General features: G+C 32.8%; 17 protein-coding genes. 3 read left to right on the top strand and 14 right to left on the bottom strand.

Annotation, left to right across the window (positions count from 1 at the left end):
* Window positions 1-78 precede the first annotated feature (78 nt).
* A complete protein-coding gene (locus J8M14_RS05500; protein ID WP_211073576.1) occupies window positions 79-2,304 on the top strand; it encodes a DUF5916 domain-containing protein in 2,226 nt (741 codons plus the stop codon).
* Between the two features lie 81 nt (window positions 2,305-2,385).
* On the opposite strand, the gene J8M14_RS05495 is transcribed toward J8M14_RS05500, so the two are convergent.
* From J8M14_RS05495 to J8M14_RS05470, 6 genes are all read right to left on the bottom strand, one after another.
* Complete coding sequence (locus tag J8M14_RS05495; protein ID WP_211073575.1) at window positions 2,386-3,135, bottom strand: glucose 1-dehydrogenase; 750 nt, start codon at window positions 3,133-3,135, stop codon at window positions 2,386-2,388.
* A gap of 29 nt (window positions 3,136-3,164) precedes the next feature.
* Window positions 3,165-3,761 (bottom strand): NAD(P)H-dependent oxidoreductase, encoded by a 597-nt coding sequence (locus J8M14_RS05490; protein WP_211073574.1) that lies wholly within the window; start codon window positions 3,759-3,761, stop codon window positions 3,165-3,167.
* Window positions 3,762-3,814: 53 nt separating this feature from the next.
* Window positions 3,815-4,396: a TetR/AcrR family transcriptional regulator gene (locus tag J8M14_RS05485; protein ID WP_211073573.1), complete on the bottom strand. Its 582-nt coding sequence runs from the start codon at window positions 4,394-4,396 to the stop codon at window positions 3,815-3,817.
* Window positions 4,397-4,476: 80 nt separating this feature from the next.
* Window positions 4,477-5,007: a GNAT family N-acetyltransferase gene (locus J8M14_RS05480; RefSeq protein ID WP_211073572.1), complete on the bottom strand. Its 531-nt coding sequence runs from the start codon at window positions 5,005-5,007 to the stop codon at window positions 4,477-4,479.
* Between the two features lie 187 nt (window positions 5,008-5,194).
* On the bottom strand, window positions 5,195-5,944 hold the full coding sequence (locus J8M14_RS05475; protein WP_211073571.1) for a C40 family peptidase: 750 nt from the start codon (window positions 5,942-5,944) through the stop codon (window positions 5,195-5,197).
* A 32-nt stretch (window positions 5,945-5,976) separates the two neighbouring features.
* On the bottom strand, window positions 5,977-7,155 hold the full coding sequence (locus J8M14_RS05470; protein ID WP_211073570.1) for an acetyl-CoA C-acyltransferase: 1,179 nt from the start codon (window positions 7,153-7,155) through the stop codon (window positions 5,977-5,979).
* Window positions 7,156-7,334: 179 nt separating this feature from the next.
* Between J8M14_RS05470 and J8M14_RS05465 the strand changes: the two genes are divergently transcribed.
* Window positions 7,335-9,380 carry an HDIG domain-containing metalloprotein gene (locus J8M14_RS05465; protein ID WP_211073569.1) on the top strand — a complete coding sequence of 682 codons (2,046 nt, stop codon included), beginning with the start codon at window positions 7,335-7,337 and terminating at the stop codon, window positions 9,378-9,380.
* Between the two features lie 153 nt (window positions 9,381-9,533).
* Window positions 9,534-9,776 (top strand): hypothetical protein, encoded by a 243-nt coding sequence (locus J8M14_RS05460; RefSeq protein ID WP_211073568.1) that lies wholly within the window; start codon window positions 9,534-9,536, stop codon window positions 9,774-9,776.
* A gap of 55 nt (window positions 9,777-9,831) precedes the next feature.
* Here J8M14_RS05460 and J8M14_RS05455 read toward each other — a convergent pair whose 3' ends face one another.
* The 8 genes from J8M14_RS05455 to J8M14_RS05420 all read right to left on the bottom strand — a co-directional run bounded on the left by J8M14_RS05455 (window position 9,832) and on the right by J8M14_RS05420 (window position 17,548).
* A complete protein-coding gene (locus J8M14_RS05455; protein ID WP_211073567.1) occupies window positions 9,832-10,113 on the bottom strand; it encodes a DUF3817 domain-containing protein in 282 nt (93 codons plus the stop codon).
* 26 nt (window positions 10,114-10,139) lie between these two features.
* A complete protein-coding gene (locus J8M14_RS05450) occupies window positions 10,140-11,378 on the bottom strand; it encodes a mechanosensitive ion channel domain-containing protein (protein WP_211073566.1) in 1,239 nt (412 codons plus the stop codon).
* Between the two features lie 65 nt (window positions 11,379-11,443).
* On the bottom strand, window positions 11,444-12,055 hold the full coding sequence (locus J8M14_RS05445) for a short-chain dehydrogenase (protein ID WP_211073565.1): 612 nt from the start codon (window positions 12,053-12,055) through the stop codon (window positions 11,444-11,446).
* 217 nt (window positions 12,056-12,272) lie between these two features.
* Window positions 12,273-12,632 (bottom strand): hypothetical protein, encoded by a 360-nt coding sequence (locus tag J8M14_RS05440; protein ID WP_211073564.1) that lies wholly within the window; start codon window positions 12,630-12,632, stop codon window positions 12,273-12,275.
* Window positions 12,633-12,987: 355 nt separating this feature from the next.
* Window positions 12,988-13,866 carry a DUF2807 domain-containing protein gene (locus J8M14_RS05435; protein WP_211073563.1) on the bottom strand — a complete coding sequence of 293 codons (879 nt, stop codon included), beginning with the start codon at window positions 13,864-13,866 and terminating at the stop codon, window positions 12,988-12,990.
* Between the two features lie 41 nt (window positions 13,867-13,907).
* Entirely contained in the window at window positions 13,908-14,429 is a 522-nt protein-coding gene (locus J8M14_RS05430) for a DoxX family protein (protein WP_211073562.1), read from the bottom strand.
* A gap of 138 nt (window positions 14,430-14,567) precedes the next feature.
* The gene (locus tag J8M14_RS05425; RefSeq protein ID WP_211073561.1) at window positions 14,568-16,271 is read right to left on the bottom strand and encodes an alpha-amylase family glycosyl hydrolase; all 1,704 of its coding nucleotides are present in this window, start codon (window positions 16,269-16,271) and stop codon (window positions 14,568-14,570) included.
* 89 nt (window positions 16,272-16,360) lie between these two features.
* Complete coding sequence (locus J8M14_RS05420; RefSeq protein WP_247672552.1) at window positions 16,361-17,548, bottom strand: helix-turn-helix domain-containing protein; 1,188 nt, start codon at window positions 17,546-17,548, stop codon at window positions 16,361-16,363.
* Window positions 17,549-17,620 lie beyond the last annotated feature (72 nt).

The raw sequence follows: 17,620 nt of genomic DNA, 5'->3' as shown, positions 1-17,620 counted from the left end.
AAAAGTAAATTTTCGTATTCTATTTTTGAGAATTTAACAGAATAAATAGTATAAAAACATTAATACGGAAATTTCAGCATGAGGTTTTGGATAGTAATGTTCTCCATCATTTTGGTGTGGCAGAGCCAGGCTCAAACTAATAATAGTCAGAAAAAATCTTTTATAGTAGGTACAACCACCGATAAAATTGAAATTGATGGTGTACTAAGTGAAGCTATTTGGAGTAAACTAACTTCAGCCAAAGATTTTGTTCAATACTTCCCTTCAGATTCTATTCCAGCTAAGGCACAGACGGAGATTTATATGTGCACGGATAAAAATAGTCTATATATTGGCGTAAAATGCTATGCAGAGGGCAATGATTGGGTAGTGAGTTCTTTGCGTAGAGATTACCGGGCGGGGGGTAATGATAATATCACTTTCTTGTTTGATACCTTTGATGATGGAACCAATGCATTATATTTTGGTATTAATCCTGAAGGAGTACGTCGTGAAGGAACTATCAGCAATGGAGGAAATACATTTCAGGATTTTTCTACTTCATGGGATAACAAGTGGAAAGGAGAAGCCCAAAAATATGATGGATATTATACTGCCGAATTAGAAATCCCCTTTAGTACATTGCGATATCCCAATCCATCAAAAAAATGGGGGTTTTCTAGTTACCGTTTTGATACACAATCTAATGAAATTAGCACATACCCCGGAGTTCCCAGAAATCAAATCCTTTTTACTTTGGCTTATCCGGCAGAAATGATCTGGGAAGAAGAATTGACAACTAAGAGTAGTGTTGTATCTCTGATTCCTTTTATTTCTTCTGGTATTAATAAAGATTATGAAGATGCAACACCTACAGATAATTTTTTTGAATTAGGAGGAGATGCAAAAATAGCCTTGACTCCTGGATTGAATTTAGATCTAACGGTAAACCCAGATTTTTCTCAGGTAGAAGTAGATGAGCAAATTACAAATCTGGATCGTTTCGAGATTTTTTTTCCGGAAAGAAGGCAGTTTTTTCTGGAGAATGCTGATCTATTTGGACAATTTGGTTTTTCAAATATAAATCCTTTTTTTTCCAGACGTATTGGAGTAGGAGAAGATGTGCTTACAGAAGAGCTGGTACAAAATAGAATCTATGGAGGGTTACGCTTAAGCGGAAAATTAGATCCAAATACACGTATCGGTGTATTAAATATGCAAACTGCATCTAGTTTAACTCAAGGAATACCAGCTATTAATTTTGGTGTGGCGGTTGCGCAACGAAAAATTGGAGCACGATCTAACATTGGATTAATTGCTGTAAATAAGCAAACAGTAGATTTTGATGAAAATCTGGATACGCTCGATATCAATAGATATAACCGGATGGTTGGTATAGACTATAATTATGCTACCAGAGATAATACCTGGTCCGGTAAAACATTTGTACATGGTACATTCTCACCGGATATGGCTATGGCTATAGCTCAAGGTAGCACTCTAAATTATAATACCCGAAAATATGGAGCCCTATGGAAACACGAATATGTTGATGAAGATTATAATGCAGAAGTGGGTTTTATAAGAAGAACAGATTATTTTAGGATAAACCCTGTAGCAGAATTAAGGTACTATCCACAAAATGACTTTTTGAACAACCATAATTATAGAGTAGAAGCTGATATTTTCTGGCGACCTGGTTTTGGTAAAACTGACCATTTATATTCTGCCGGTTGGGGAGGAGAATTAACTCAACGCTCTAATTTTGGGTTTAACCTTAATCATAACTATGTTTATCTTTTTGATCCATTTGATCCGACAGGAACTGATTCAGAAGAACTGGAGGCAGATCAGGATTTTTCATGGACTAGCTTTACGGCCAATTACCAAAGTGATCGTCGACAAATATTCAGTTGGAGTCTTAATCCTTATATTGGGGAGTATTTTAATGGCTGGCGTTATGGGACAGGTGGAAGCTTTACTGTTAGATATCAACCACGAGGGTCTTTTTCGTTGAATTATGCAGTGAACTTTTTTGATATGCCTCATCTAGATGGTAGTAGAGAAACTTTTTTGATCAGCCCTAGAATCGATTATACTTTTTCTAAAAGCTTGTTCACCTCGTTATTTGTACAATATAACTCCCAAGATGATAATACCAATATTAATGCACGTATCCAATGGCGTTTTGCACCTGTTTCGGATTTGATATTGGTATATACGGATAATTATTTAACAGGAGATGTAGACCCTCAGGATAGGTTTGCATTTAATGTACGAACTCGATCTATAGTTCTAAAAGTTACTTATTGGTTGAATTTATAGAAAAGAAAAAGGTTGATAAAAACCAACCCTTTTAGATTTTAAAATCCTTAAATGCTAATGTCATTTAGCAATATGCATAGCTTAAATCTGACTTAATCCGCCATCAACTTCTAATTCTACACCATTGATAAAAGATGCATCATCTGAAGCTAAAAACAGTGCTGACTTGGCAATTTCTTCTGATGTTCCGAAGCGTCCCAAAGGTACTTGTGCTGCAAAGCCTTTCCCCATTTCTTCTACTACATCTTGCGGTAATCCCATTTTACCATATATTGGAGTATCAATTGGCCCGGGAGCAATTGAATTTACCCTAATCCCTCTGGATTTCACCTCAGAAGTTAATACCCTTTGGTATGCTCTTAATGCTCCCTTAGAAGCAGAGTACACACCTAATCCATCAAATCCTTTTTGATGTACAATAGAATTTGTAAACAAAATCGTTCCACCATCATTAACGTGTGGAAGTGCTTCTTTGGTAGCTAGTATAGGACCTTTTACATTAATGTTAAATACTTCATCATAGTGATCTTCTGTAATTTCGTGAGCTGGAGAAGGAGGTGCCACACCTGCATTAAGAAATAGGATGTCAATTTTTCCGTATTTATTCGTAGCCTCTTGAATTAGTCTTTTGTTATCTTCTAATTTAGATACATCCGCTTTTATGATAGTAAAATCTCCTTCGAGATCTTTTGCAACTTCGTCTAATGCTTCTTGTCGTCTACCAGAAAGTACTACTTTAGCACCTTCTTGAAGATATAATTTAGCTGTAGCTAATCCGATTCCACTATTGGCACCTGTGATAATCGCTACTTTGTTTTCTAACTTTTTCATTGTAAGTTTTTGTTAAGAGTTTATAATAATTAGTTTAAAATTAATTCGTTGATTCCTGTTTTTGCATCTTTTAGGATTTTTTCAGTATCGCTCATGATTTGATCAGATTTAATAAACTCAATATCTATGATACCAATAAAATTCAGGAAGGTAGTTAGGTATCCTGTCACGTGATCAACAGGTGTTCCTAATTTTGTGCCACCGGTGGTGATAATCACGTAGGCTTTTTTACCTTTTAACAGTCCTTCAGGACCTTTCTCTGTATATTTAAAACTAATCCCAGCTCTGGCGATTAAGTCAATATACGTTTTTAAACCAGCTGTAATACCAAAATTATACATAGGAACTGTAAACAGGTAACTATCTGCTGAGGCAAACTCTTTTGCAAGAATATTTGATGTTTGAACAGCTTCTTTTTGTGCTTCGGTTTGTTGGTCCTCGGGTGTAAAATACGCGGCAACGCTATCTTCATTACCTAAAGAGATTAATTCATCATAATATACATCTCTATTTGAGGTGATATAATTTGCTTCATTTTCTAATTTTTCCTGCAAGACATCTCCTAATTGTCTACTTATAGAGGAGTTTTTTCTTGGACTGCTATCTATTCTTAATAGTGTTCTCATAATTATTATTATTTTATTTGAAACAATCGTTTCAAATTAAGTTAAAAAAAATATTAGTATAGTACTTTAAGTACTGTATTTATAAGGTTTCTTAGTTCTTCTTCATTGTTGTTTAATATTCCAGTCATTCTTAATCCTTGAATAGAAGAGTATAAATAAAGAGCATATTGGTTTGCTGTTTGATCTTCATTAAAGATTTTCTCCATTTGCCCATTATGTACAACATCTTCTAACATAGCAATCGACTGTTCCTGGTTCTGCTCCATAAAAGATTTAATAAGAGGTTCCTGATTTGCCATCTCAGACTTACAATTTACAATCAAACAACCTTTTCGATCCTTATCGTCAAGAATATCATTAAGATACATTTCGAAAATTAACTTCATGGTATCTAATGCATTATGAGAATGTGCGAGTTCTTTTCCCATTTCAGCTTTTCCACTAGATTGGTAGTAAGATAAAACTTCCATAAACATAGACAATTTACTACCAAACGAATTATAGATACTTGATCTATTTAAATTAGTAGCATCCACCAAATCTTGCATAGAAGTACCGTTGTATCCTTTTTTATGAAATACTTCAGTAGCATTCTGCAAAACCTGTTTTCTATCAAATGTTTCTACTTTAGGCATATCTTAATGAAATGATCGTTTCAAAATTAAATAAAAACCAAACTACATTGTGTTATTGAAATCATAAAATTCTCAAAAACCTATAATTCCAGCTTCATCATAATATCCGTTTGTACTTCTGTACCTAATATAAATTGATGCTTGTCAAAGGTTTTGAAACCATTTCTTTCATAGAATTTTATAGCTCCGGAGTTTTTATCCCATACGCCTAGCCATATAAAATCTATATTCATTTCTTTAGCAATTTGTATGGATTTATCGAGTAGAAGTTGTCCAATCTTTTTACCCTGATAATCTTTTACTACATAAATCCTTTCAATTTCCAGGGATTTTCCTTCAATTATTTCAGTTTGTGCTTTTCCAGAATTTAACTTCAGATATCCTATAATGTTATTATCTGATTTGGCAAAAAAGAATTGCGAATTATCATCTTGTAACTCTCTGTCAATTTGTGCTAAAGTAAATTTTTCTTGTAAGTAGCTTCGAATATTTTCTTCAGTGTTTACCGGTGGACCAAAACTATTATAGAAAGTTTGAAGACCAATTTCTAATAGTTTTTTATTTTCTTCAGGTTTTACTTTTACAATGAGTATTTCTAAAGACTGTGGCATAGCTATTAGATTATTTCATTTAAACATATCTTCATAACTTCCGTAGAAGCTCTTAAACGGATTTTGATAAAACCTCATAGCACTTGGACGCTTTTTTTATTAGAAACGCCTAATTATAGTATCTGGCTTTTATTTTTAGGTCGTTTTCTGAAATGTATTTAATACTCAATCATTTTTGAGACTAGTATTAAATAACTCTTTTAATTACCCTAAGTTTATGGGTGTGTGTACGTTTTTCGTTATTATAAATTCCAGTATGGTCTATACGATCCACGCGCACTTTGCCATGCGCGTGAATAATATAGTTATCTTTCATCATAATGCCTACATGTATGATGTTACCTTCTTCATTATCAAAGAAAGCTAGATCTCCCGGTTCACTTTCCTCTATAAAACTAAGAGCATCTCCTTGAGTAGCTTGCTGTGAAGCATCTCTAAGTAGTTTATACCCATTCAGTTTATACACCATCTGAGTAAAACCGCTACAGTCGATACCAAAATTAGTTTTACCTCCCCATAAATAGGGAGCATTAAGAAATAAATAAGCGGTTTCTATAAGTTTTTCTTTAGGTTGTTGTTCGGTAACTCTTGTACCTTCGTATTGATGTTTAAAGAAGTCTAACGCCCCTAAAGAAGCTCCAAAAGGAACAGGCATTAGCTGATGTTCTTCACAATTTATGAATTCTACCATATCACCAACCAGAGTAGGAGATTGGTTCTCAAAACTCTTATAATCGTCTTCGGTAATTTCTAAATATTGTTTATTATCGATCCAACCTTCATAGGAATCGAAAGCCAAACGAATTTTACTCCATTTTTTTCGTTGTTCCAGGACTTTGAAATGTTCACCATACAAAACCTGGGTAACCATTTCACTAGGATCGCTGGGTTCAGCTCGTAAAGGGACAATACTTAGATTGCAAATACCGTATTGCATTCAGTATAAATAATTATGAATTCTTAATTAGACTAGACTCTTTCTATCACCATAGCAGAAGCACCTCCACCGCCATTACAGATCGCTGCAGCACCGGTTTTTGCATTATTTTGTTCCAATACGCTCATTAGCGTAATCAAAATTCGTACTCCAGAACATCCCAGAGGGTGTCCTAAAGAAACTGCTCCACCATTCACATTAGTATTAGAGTCATTAAGTCCCAAAATTTTAAGGTTAGCCAATCCTACCACAGAAAAAGCCTCATTAAACTCAAAGAAATCTACATCGTCTAAAGAAATCTCTGCTTTTTCGATTGCCTTTGGTAATGCTTTAGCAGGAGCGGTAGTAAACCATTTAGGTTCGTGAGCTGCGTCTGCATAACTTTTAATTTTTACTAATGGAGTAAGCCCAAGTTCAGCAGCTTTTTCGGCACTCATAACCACAACTGCACCAGCACCATCATTTATAGTAGATGCGTTGGCGGCGGTTACAGTACCTTCTTTTGTAAAAGCAGGACGTAAAGCTGGTATTTTTTCCATCTTCACATTTTTGTATTCTTCATCTTCTGTAACCATAATAGGCTCTCCTCGTCGTTGAGGAACAGCAACTGGTACTACTTCATTGGCAAATTTACCTTCGGCCCACGCTTTAGCAGAACGCTCATAGGACTGAATTGCAAAAGCATCCTGGTCTTCACGGCTGAATTCATATTTTTCAGCACATTCGTCTGCACAAACTCCCATAGCATGTTTATCGTATACATCAACTAATCCATCACGTTGCATACCATCTTCTAGTGTTTGAGGACCGAATTTATGACCTGCTCTTAATCTTACATAGTGAGGAATTAAGCTCATACTTTCCATTCCTCCAGCAACAATGATATCTGCATCTCCAAGAGCTATTGCCTGAGCAGCGTGCATTACGGCTTTCATACCACTGGCACATACTTTATTGACAGTTGTACAAGGCACAGTATCAGGAATACCTGCTCCTAATGCAGCTTGACGTGCAGGAGCTTGACCATTACCAGCTTGTACTACATTACCCATAAATACTTCCTGAACCAATGCAGGATCTAAATTTATTTTATCTAATGCACCTTTGATTGCAGTGGATCCAAGTTCTGTTGCAGGAACGGTTGATAAACTTCCCATAAAACTTCCTATAGGGGTACGCGCTGCAGATACGATGACTACTTCTTTGCTCATTATGTATATTTTAAAAAATGTGTGTATTGTTTGCTGCGAATTTAGCAATTTTTGAAAGATATTAGAAGTTATGTCTTCATAGTTTTAGATCCAAACTTTGGATATCCACAACTATTATGATGTAATCCATAATTCTAAATTTGATTTATTACTTTTGGGTAAACAATACAAAGTCTGAGGTGAAGAAATTTTTGAATACTTTATACAAAAACCAATCTACAATTTATAGAGTTTTTCTCTTTATATGTACAACAGCCTTGATTGTGTATTTATTTCCAAAAGGAGGAATATTCAAATATGAATTTACTAAAGGAAAACCATGGCAGTACGAGAATTTATACGCTCCGTTTGATTTTGCGATAGCAAAAACCGAAGAAGAAATAAAGTCTGAAAAACAGCGTATTACAGATAATATCATACCTTATTTTGAATACGATACCATTATCGCTAACACTGCAAAAGAAGCATATGATGCTGCATTTACCAGTAATCTTGAAGTTATTAGTCAAAGTAGTGCCAATGAACAAGCAAAGCTTTTTGGTCGCATCTTATTAAATGATATCTATCGTTACGGTGTTTTAATCGAAAACTATTCTTATGCAGAAAAAAGGCAAATATTTCTAAACAAAGGAAATAAAGCAGAAGCTATAACATATAGTCAATTGCTTACTGCAAAAGAGTTGACCACACTGATCGATACACGAATTGATAAAAGTGAATATGTAAAGTTTAAAAGTGATTTTGTCGCACTGTTTTATGATTTAATCAAACCAAATGTGCGTCTTAATGATAAACTTACCCAGAGCACATTAGATACTGAATTAGCAAAAGTATTAACCACTAGGGGAGGAGTATCAAGAGGAAGTAGAATTATTGCCAAAGGAGAAGTAGTAGAAGGTGATGAACTTCAGATTCTGAATTCGTTAAAGGCCGAATATGAATCACAGGTTTGGAGTGATAAAAACTTTTATTGGATAGTTTTAGGGTATTGTATACTGGTTTCACTGGCATTAATGATGTTATTACTTTTCTTGAGAAAGTATAGAAAAGATATTTATGAAAGTAATACACAGGTTACCTTCATTGCATTTAATGTATTGCTTATGGTTTTGATTACTACTTTAGTAGTGAAATACAAATCAAATTATATATATGTAGTACCTCTATGTATTCTTCCATTAGTCTTAAAAGCATTTTTTGACTCTAGACTTGGGTTATTTACTCATGTGATTACCGTACTTATTCTGGGATTCGTGGTGCCCAACAGTTATGAATACACATTTTTACAGATTATAGCTGGTATAGTTACAATTCTTACGATTTCAGAATCCTTTAAAAGAGCAAATTTATTCATTTCAGTAGCTCAGATAACTACAATTTATATCATAGCTTATATTGCATTTCATGTGATTCATGAAGGAAGTGTAGGCAATATTGATTGGACTACGGTACTTTTATTTGTGATTAGTGGATTTGCAACCTTGGTAGTACACCCGTTAATTTATATGTATGAAAAGCTTTTTGGATTAATCTCAGATGTGTCTTTACTAGAGCTTACTGATACCAATTCCAGCTTATTAAAAGAATTATCAAATAAAGCCCCGGGAACTTTTCATCACTCACTAAATGTTGCTAATATTGCAGAAGCTGCAGCAAGCGAAATAGGTGCTAATGCATTATTAGTAAGAGTGGGTGCTTTATATCATGATATTGGTAAAATGGCAAACCCTATCTATTTTACCGAAAACCAGACAGCCTCTGGTAATGCTCACGATGTGCTATCTCCAAAAGAAAGTGCTAGAATCATAATCAACCATGTAATTCTAGGAATTGAAATTGCTAAAAAATACAATTTACCAGATCGTGTTATTGATTTTATAAGAACTCATCATGGTACAAGTACTGTCTACTATTTTTATTCTAAGGAAAAAGATAATAATGAAAATGTGAACATGGAAGATTTTCAGTATCCAGGCCCTAAACCATTTTCAAAAGAAACCGCAATCCTAATGATGAGTGATAGTGTAGAAGCAGCTTCAAAGAGTTTAAAAAATCCAACCAGTAGTCTTATAGATTCATTTGTTGAAAAAATTATCAATAAACAAATGGAAGATGGTCAGTTTCTGAATGCTAATATTACTTTCAAAGAAATACAACAGATTAAAAAAGTCTTCAAGCGTAAGCTTACTAATATCTATCATCTACGTATTGAATACCCAGAGTAGCTTCGGAATTTTCATAATAAATGTTAAATTATTAATTATAGGGTAACATATCTTGTTTGGTTGACATAAACAATAAGTAGCAGGTTCTTTAGCTTAAAATATAGCTTAGATAATGGTACTATAAACATTTTCTTAAACCTTAAATATTTATTTATGTCAAAAGATTTTTTAAAATTAGAAACATCAAGAAAACTATCCAGAGAAGAACAAAAAAATGTTAATGGAGGTGGAATACCTGTACTAATCAGATCTTGTGTTGGTACTGGAACATTAGGAGGAAGCCCAGGTGACGAAGGAACTTCTCCGGCATGTGTAGGTAGAGACGGAGATTGTTTGATAAATGGTTATGAAGCAGTTTGTTCAGGCAATGATAGAGGAGGATTTTGGTTTAAATAATCGGTTAAACCTAAATAAAAAGAGCTTATCAGAAATGATAAGCTCTTTCTTATATTTATGCGTTTTTTGATAAATACTTTTTATCCATCCAGAAAGTTCCAAAAGGTATTATGGAACATAGTAAAACAATTCCTAGAGTTTTATTATTCCATTGTTTTTCTGCTTTGATTACTATCGCAAATACGATATAAGCCATAAATAGAAATCCATGAGCATAACCGACAAACTTATTTGGCTCTGGTGATTCGAAAAGATATTTTAATGGCATAGTTACAAAAAGGATCAGTAAGTACGAGATTCCTTCTAAATAGCTAATAATTCTAAAACCCATTGTCATAAAATTTTGTTTTAATTCAAAATGTATTACTTTTCTATAGAGTAATCTAACTCAAACACTTCTAGATTAAAATATGGTATTGCAGATAACAAGTGATCAAAAATATCTGCCATGATATGTTCATAGTTTTTCCATACTTTATCATTACTAAAAGCATAGATTTCCAAAGGAGTTCCTTGAGCTGTTGGAGCCAATTGGCGACTCATAATTGTCATTTCTGTATTGATATACGGATGATTTTCGAGATAAGATTCTACGTATTGTCTGAAGACTCCCATATTTGACAAATTTCTTCCGTTAACCAAAACACTTTTATCAATATTATGTTCTTGATTATAGGTGTCGATTGCATTCTGAGAAGCATTCAGATATTCTTGCAGTAGTTCAATACCTTTTAGTTTTTCAACATCTTCTTTGGATAAAAAAGAAATACTAGAAGTTTTGATTAAAATAGATCTTTTGATTCGTCTCCCTCCTGAGTCCATCATTCCTCGCCAGTTTCTAAACGATTCTGAAGTAAGGTGATATGTTGGGATCGTAGTGATCGTTTTGTCAAAATTCTGAACCTTTACAGAAGAAAGGTTAATCTCTATTACATCTCCATCAGCTCCGTACTTACTCATGGTGATCCAGTCACCAATTCTTACGGTATCATTTACCGCAACCTGAATACTAGCTACAAAACCAAGAATAGTATCTTTAAAAATTAATAGAATAACTGCTGACATTGCTCCTAATGCTGTTAGAAATGTCCAGATTGATTTTCCTGTTATAGAAGAAAAGATAAAAATTGCACCTATTGCCCAAGCAAATATCATAAATACCTGTACATAACTATCAATGGGTTTATCTTTAAACGAGTCTAAAGATTTTAAGAAATCCCTCAAGGTTCTTAGTAAGCTGCGTACAATCCAAATGGTAAGTACAATAACCATAATATCAAATAATACCTCTAAGTACTTTTCTGCAGTTGGAAAAGCAATAAATAGTTTTGGGATAACCCATATAATTATGGATAAAGGAACTATATGAGATAGATAGTCAAATGTTTTATTTTTTACCAGATAATCATCAAAAGTGTTTCTGGACTTTGATGCATATCTTTTAAAAATGGCTAAAACTACTTTTCGAACTATAAAATCAACAAGGTAAACGGTTAACAGAAGAACAACGATACCGATTAGTACATTGAGATACTCGGCTAAACTCTCAGAAACTCCTTTGGAGACTAATAGGTTGTAAAAATAACGGGTTAGGTTTTCCATATGACTTCAGTACTATTTTGTGCAAAATTCGGTTGAAGTCTTTTTAAAAACAAATCAAATATCAATTATATTAGACTAAATATAGCTAACGCGTATAGATAAAAACGTACAAAGCGCAATAACCCAAAAAGTAAATAACTAGTAAAAGAATATTTAATCATTCCGGCAGCGATACTGGTAATAGAGAAAGGTATTGGCAATAGTGCGCCCACTATGATCAGAAAACCACCCCATTTACGGGTGTTTCTAATATGTTTAGCCATTTTAACCTCCAGATAATTATGGATAGAAGGTATTTTGGTAATTGATTTTCCTATAAAATAAGATATGATTCCTCCCGAATATGATAAAAATGCTAATATTGATAAATACAAAATAGGATTTGTCGATTTATCACTCCAAGCTATGAAAATTTCTGGTGGGATTAATCCAAGTAATGATTCTGAAGCAAAAAACACACTAAAGACGACATAGTCTGAGTAGTTTTCAGTAACATAAATCAATAAATCATTGATATTAATTACAAAATAATTAATAGCTAATAACCCTGCTATAAATAATAGAATAGGAGGTAAGGCCTTTTTTAGACTTGTGCCTAAAAATTTATAGAAACCTGTGTAGGTATAATATTGATGTAATAATTGTAATCGTGTTTTTCTGACTGATCGGGACTTCATTTACTTTTGTTTTCTTCCAAAAAGGCTGTAAAAATAGTTTTTCTTTAATAGATATTCCATTAAAAAATCATAAAATTTGTCTCTAATGATTTATAAACCTTACACTTTAACAGTAAAAAGATTACTTTCTTAATATGTAAAAACAAAAAACCTCGAAAAATACATTTTCAAGGTTCTTTATTATATAGCGGGGATATAATTATTTTTTTATAAAAAATTACTCATTTAGAGCATTTCTATAATCCTTTAAGTCAGATAAGTTCATCTTGTTTTTTAGATCTTTTATTAGTGAAAGCATATACGACAAGCTTTCTACAGGATCTACCACAGCTTCTGTATTAGTGATATCGCCTTCTTCAATAGGTTCATCATCCGGAATTGGTATTAAAAAAGTCTCATTTTCCTCTAAGTGTTCATAAGTTAACCTTAACACTTTTACTACTAAAGGAATTTCTTCTTCTAATGCAAATGTTCTTAGTTCTTTAAGGTTGTCTATTAATGAATCGGTATTGATACCTGACTTTTCTAGATTTGTAACAATCTTTTCAATTAGCTTTATTGCCTTTTTATTTTCCAAGGATTTCAGAATTATTGAGGTTAAAAAATGTGTTTCGCAAATTTACTAGTTTAGAAGATTCTTTAAAATCTTTTAACTTATTTATTTATATCAAATTTTATTTTAAGAGATAATGTTAATTTAACATTATGTCATTTTAATTGTAAAATATTGTTAATCAAGTAGTTAAGTTGATTTATTTAAATAAATGCTACTATTCCAGCCAAAGTTTGAGGTAAAACCGTAACCTACATAACTACAATCCTCTTTATCTTTGAAAAGTATTCCAATTACAATTTTTCCCTTACTTTTTTTGTTTTCCCCAACACTTACCTCCTAACTCTAGGAGGTAAGTTCTTTTTATATCAGTTTGTAATTAAAATAATTTCACTACTTGCCCTTCGTCTTTTTTAGAAATGGTTTTTATTAATCTTCTCATTCCTAATTTGTTAACAAGGTATATCTTGGTTCCTATTGTCCAGTTTTCCTTTCTTAAAGCTAAAGGCATCATGGGGAATCCATAACCAAATTTTGATCCATTCGGTTTAGGCCCTACAACTTCAAAATGCCTTCTGTTAGGGGAATTATTCTCTATTTTAAACTTTATGTATCTAATCGAATTGTCATTTTGTTTTTTCTTTTTATTAATTATTCTTTTTGTATCACCTTTTAATTTTTTAGGATTTGAGATAATTTCTAGTGTGGCATTCTCGTTAATTTTAGTATCTAACGTATTTATTACGTTAACTCTTGCTGTTCCAGAATCCCAAATATTTATACGTGCATTTTCTGCAATTAGATCAGTAGCATTAATCTGAGCTTGTTCAGATGCTATTCTGAGTTCTTTGGTTCTACCCTCCAGGACAATATTACCAATAGGAGCAAGTACCTGAATGTAATCGTTATCTAAATTAATTACTCTGGTAGTATCATGAGTTCCGCTTTCCACTTTTCTGATGTTAGGAGCTCCAATTACAATTTTAGCATCCTCTGATGGCTGTATCCATTCTTTTTGATCTAAATGCAAAACACCATTTTCTATATCTTTATCAATTAGATCGAATAAATTACTGTCTGTAGTTATAGTTAAGTTTTCTTCTTTGGACTGATCTATAATTACTTGTGCATAAAAATTGATTTTTATGGTTTGTATATTTTCGATGTTAAAGGTTTTGGTCTCAATGTTTTTATTTCCTTTGATCTGTGCTATACCAGATAAACTAACCAGCATAAATATTAAGAGTACTTTTTTCATAATAATAGGTTTTGATCTACCAGAGGCAGATAGGTTAATGATTAAATAAAGTTTATGTCTGGTTTTGCAATTTTATATGAAGACCATTTTTTAGAAATTATATAGTCTAATCCGAATCTTCCTGATCCCAGTACCAAATTATATATTGATAACCATAAGAATCCCATGGCAGGTAGCATTCCCCATAGTCCTTGATCCCATTTTTGGAATACTATAGCTACGAGCATCGTACACATAATAAAAAAGGAAGCAATTCTTGTTTTTAATCCCAAGGAAAGAAAGATTCCTCCAATAGCTTCGCTGGCGGCACCCATCCAAGCAAAAAATACAGGGTACATAGCGAATAAACCTCCATATTCTGCTATATCTTTTGGAAACCAATCAACAACTTCTAGAAAAGACAATTCTACACCGCTAGGGCTCCAGGGTACACCAAATTTACTTCCGCCGAAATTAACAGCTAAAAAATACCCACATAAAATTCTAGGTATCGCAAATAACAAATCTGTATACCAATTTGTCATAGTAACAGGAGTGATGATTCTTTTAATTACATTTTTCATAACTGAAATGATTTTAGATTGTTTAACAGTTCAAATGTCTGAATCACCTTCTATACTTACGCCTCAGAACAAAATAAGACGGCTCAAATCATAATTTGAGCCGTCTTATTTATTTGAGATAGTATGTTTTCTGTTCTATTATTTAGCTTCTAAAAGAGCAATCTCAAAATCAGAAGTAAAGTTTACAGTGTTTCCTTTTACCGTAGTTTCTTGACCAGAATATCGATCAATTACAGTACTTCCTTCAGGAAATATAGAATTTACATTTAAAGTTTTTTCTCCTTTAGGAAGATCTAGTCCAATGACTACACTATCTGCAAATCCATTCTTACTATATGTTCGCGAGAATGTATATGGAGCATCAGATATCATTTTGTGTTTTCCGGCTCCTACAGAAGGATGGTCTTTTCTAAAGGTTCCTAATTTTTGCCAGTGTGATAACAAAGCTTTAGTATCTTCATTTTTGATATCCTCCCAATTCATATTAGATCTTAAAGTTGCATCACCTTCAGTTCCTTCAATGCTTAGAGACCTTGCTGTTTCATCACCATAGTATACTTGTGATATCCCAGGATTTAATAAAAGTTTAGTTGCAGATTCATAGGTTTTACTACGTTCCTTGTCAAAAGGCTGTCCATCATCATGTGATGTAATGTAGTTCATAACACCCTTACCTACTAGATTAGTATTTAAGATTTCGCTATACTTACTAAAAAGTTCTTCGTGGCTCATTCTTGCCGCATCATATTTAAATTGGAAATTGATCATATTATCAAAACCATTGGCAAAATAATCTACTTTGCGATCTCCAAAATTATAATATCGTTTTCCATCAATACCATAACCATACAATTCACCAAGAACATAGAACTCATTGTCATCAAGTACTTTATCCGGATTTTTCGCTTTCCATTCTGCAAAAGCAACTTTAGCTTGTTCTGCCAGTACGCTCCAGACACCTTCTTCTACATGTTTTACAGTATCTACACGATATCCATCAATTCCGAGTTCTTTTACATAATCAGTTAACCATTTAATGATGTAGTTCTTTGGAGATCTTTTTAGACCGCTTTTAGTAAAGAAGATATCTAATTCTGCAATCTCGATTTCATATCTCCCTTCAGATTTCCATTTTTTTACTAAACTAGGAGGTAAGTCTACTTCTTCATCACTTTCCGTTTTAATATCCGGAAGATTTTTTACTAACGTACAGGTTACTGCGGATTCATAATCTTTATAGGTACACTGAGGTCCTGTTCTTACCCAGCTATCTGGCCATACAGGATCTTTTTCAGTGACAGGTCCCGTATGATTTATAACTACATCCATCAAAATTCTGATTCCGTTTTGATGCGCAGTTTCTACTAATTGTTTCAGATCTGCATTTGTACCATAATTTGGATCTATTTTAGTCCAGTCTTTTGCCCAATACCCGTGATAAGCATATGTGTTTCCGGTTCCTTCATCTACGCTGCCGTGTACTTGCTCAACTACAGGAGTAAACCAAATAGCGTTGATTCCCAAGTCTTTAAAATATCCTTCTTCGATTTTTTGAATTACACCTTTAATATCACCTCCTTCAAAACCTCTCAGCGTACCTGTTTCATTGGTTCGCTCTAATAAGTTATCATTGGATGTATCTCCATTATTAAATCTATCGGTAAGTAAAAAGTATACATTGGCACCTTCCCAAATAAATGGATTTTCTTGTTTGGCTGTTGTTCTTTCTGTGGTTGAATCAGCAGTTGTCGATAATTCGGTTTCTTCTTTTTTAGCTTCACTTTTACAAGCAATAGCGGTACATAAAAGTGAAAAAACAATTGTTTTTACAAAATTCTTCATAAGTTTTTTAGTGGATTAAAGCGCTAATCTATAAAAAGTAACTCAAAAAATAGAGAGAGAAGAACTGAGAAATTCGTAAAAATATAGGATTATACTTTTTTCTGCATTTGAGCATATTGTGAAGGAGAGGTATTGGTCAATTTTTTAAATACCCTATTGAAGGTGGCTTTACTGTTAAAACCGCATTCATAAGCAATACCTAATAGCGATAAGTTTTTTTGTTTTCCTTGATCTAACATTTTCTGTACTTCCAGAACACGATAATTGTTTATGAAATCATTAAAATTTTTCTCAAAACCAGAATTTATAGCTTCTGAAAGGGAAGGGACCGGAATTTTAAGCATTTTAGATAACTCGGTTAGATTTAGATCCGGATTGAGGAATGGTTTTTCTGCTTCCATAAATTGTTGAACCTTTTCTTTATACTGAAGTAATTGTTGATCAACATCTTTTTCAACACTTTTTTTGATTGTTTTTGTTGAAATATCAAAATTTAGGTTTCTTAATTTGGTTGTATCCGTAAAATATCCCTTGATTCCTATATAAATGATAGCCAAGGCAGAGAAAAACTGATACCACCACCGTTGAGTCCAATGAAGATCTGTGATTAAGGAACCAATAACTCCTTCAAAAATACTATACAGAAAAAGAAAAGAATAAATAAAAAGGAAGTTTCGTATCCAATTCAATTCTAATGTATAGGTGTTAGAAAAAAAATGCTGAATCTTTCTTTTATAATTATAATATAGCTGAAAAGTGAAAGCCAGATATAATAACATCTGAAGGTTTTCGACAATACCAATTAGTGGTTGAACATACTTTTCATCTAAATGTATTTTTAGATAACCATTCTGAGTTTCTTCAAAACCTGGTTGTCCTGCATCGTAAATAAAAATAATGATTTTATACAATACAAAAACCATAACAGGTATAAAGTGTAAACCATCCTTTTTCCTAAATCTAAAATTAGATGTAGTAATAGACTTTACATAAAAATAGAGTAGTGGTCCAACAGATAAACTTAAAGCTATTAACCAATAATTGATTTTGGTATTACGATAAGTGTCATACCATTCCATAAAACCAATAGTATATGTAGTTCTATGATATCCGGTTATAAAAATCAGAAGTGCAAGAAAAAGTGCTGATACATATTTAGAGGTAACATAACGATGCAACAAAAGAAAAGCAAATATAAATGCTTGTAACACCAATATTAAAAGAGGTGTGCTGTATATGTTAAAAGAAGGAAATTCAAATAGAAATATAGACAGCATTTGGCTAAGTTAAAGAATTGATCGAATTTATTTTTATTTTTTTGTCAAAATGCATTTCCTTTGACATCTAAA

Source organism: Aquimarina sp. MMG016 (assembly GCF_018100805.1).
Classification (GTDB): Bacteria; Bacteroidota; Bacteroidia; order Flavobacteriales; family Flavobacteriaceae; genus Aquimarina.
Note: the sequence above shows the minus strand (reverse complement) of the source record. Positions and strands in the feature narration are given on the sequence as shown.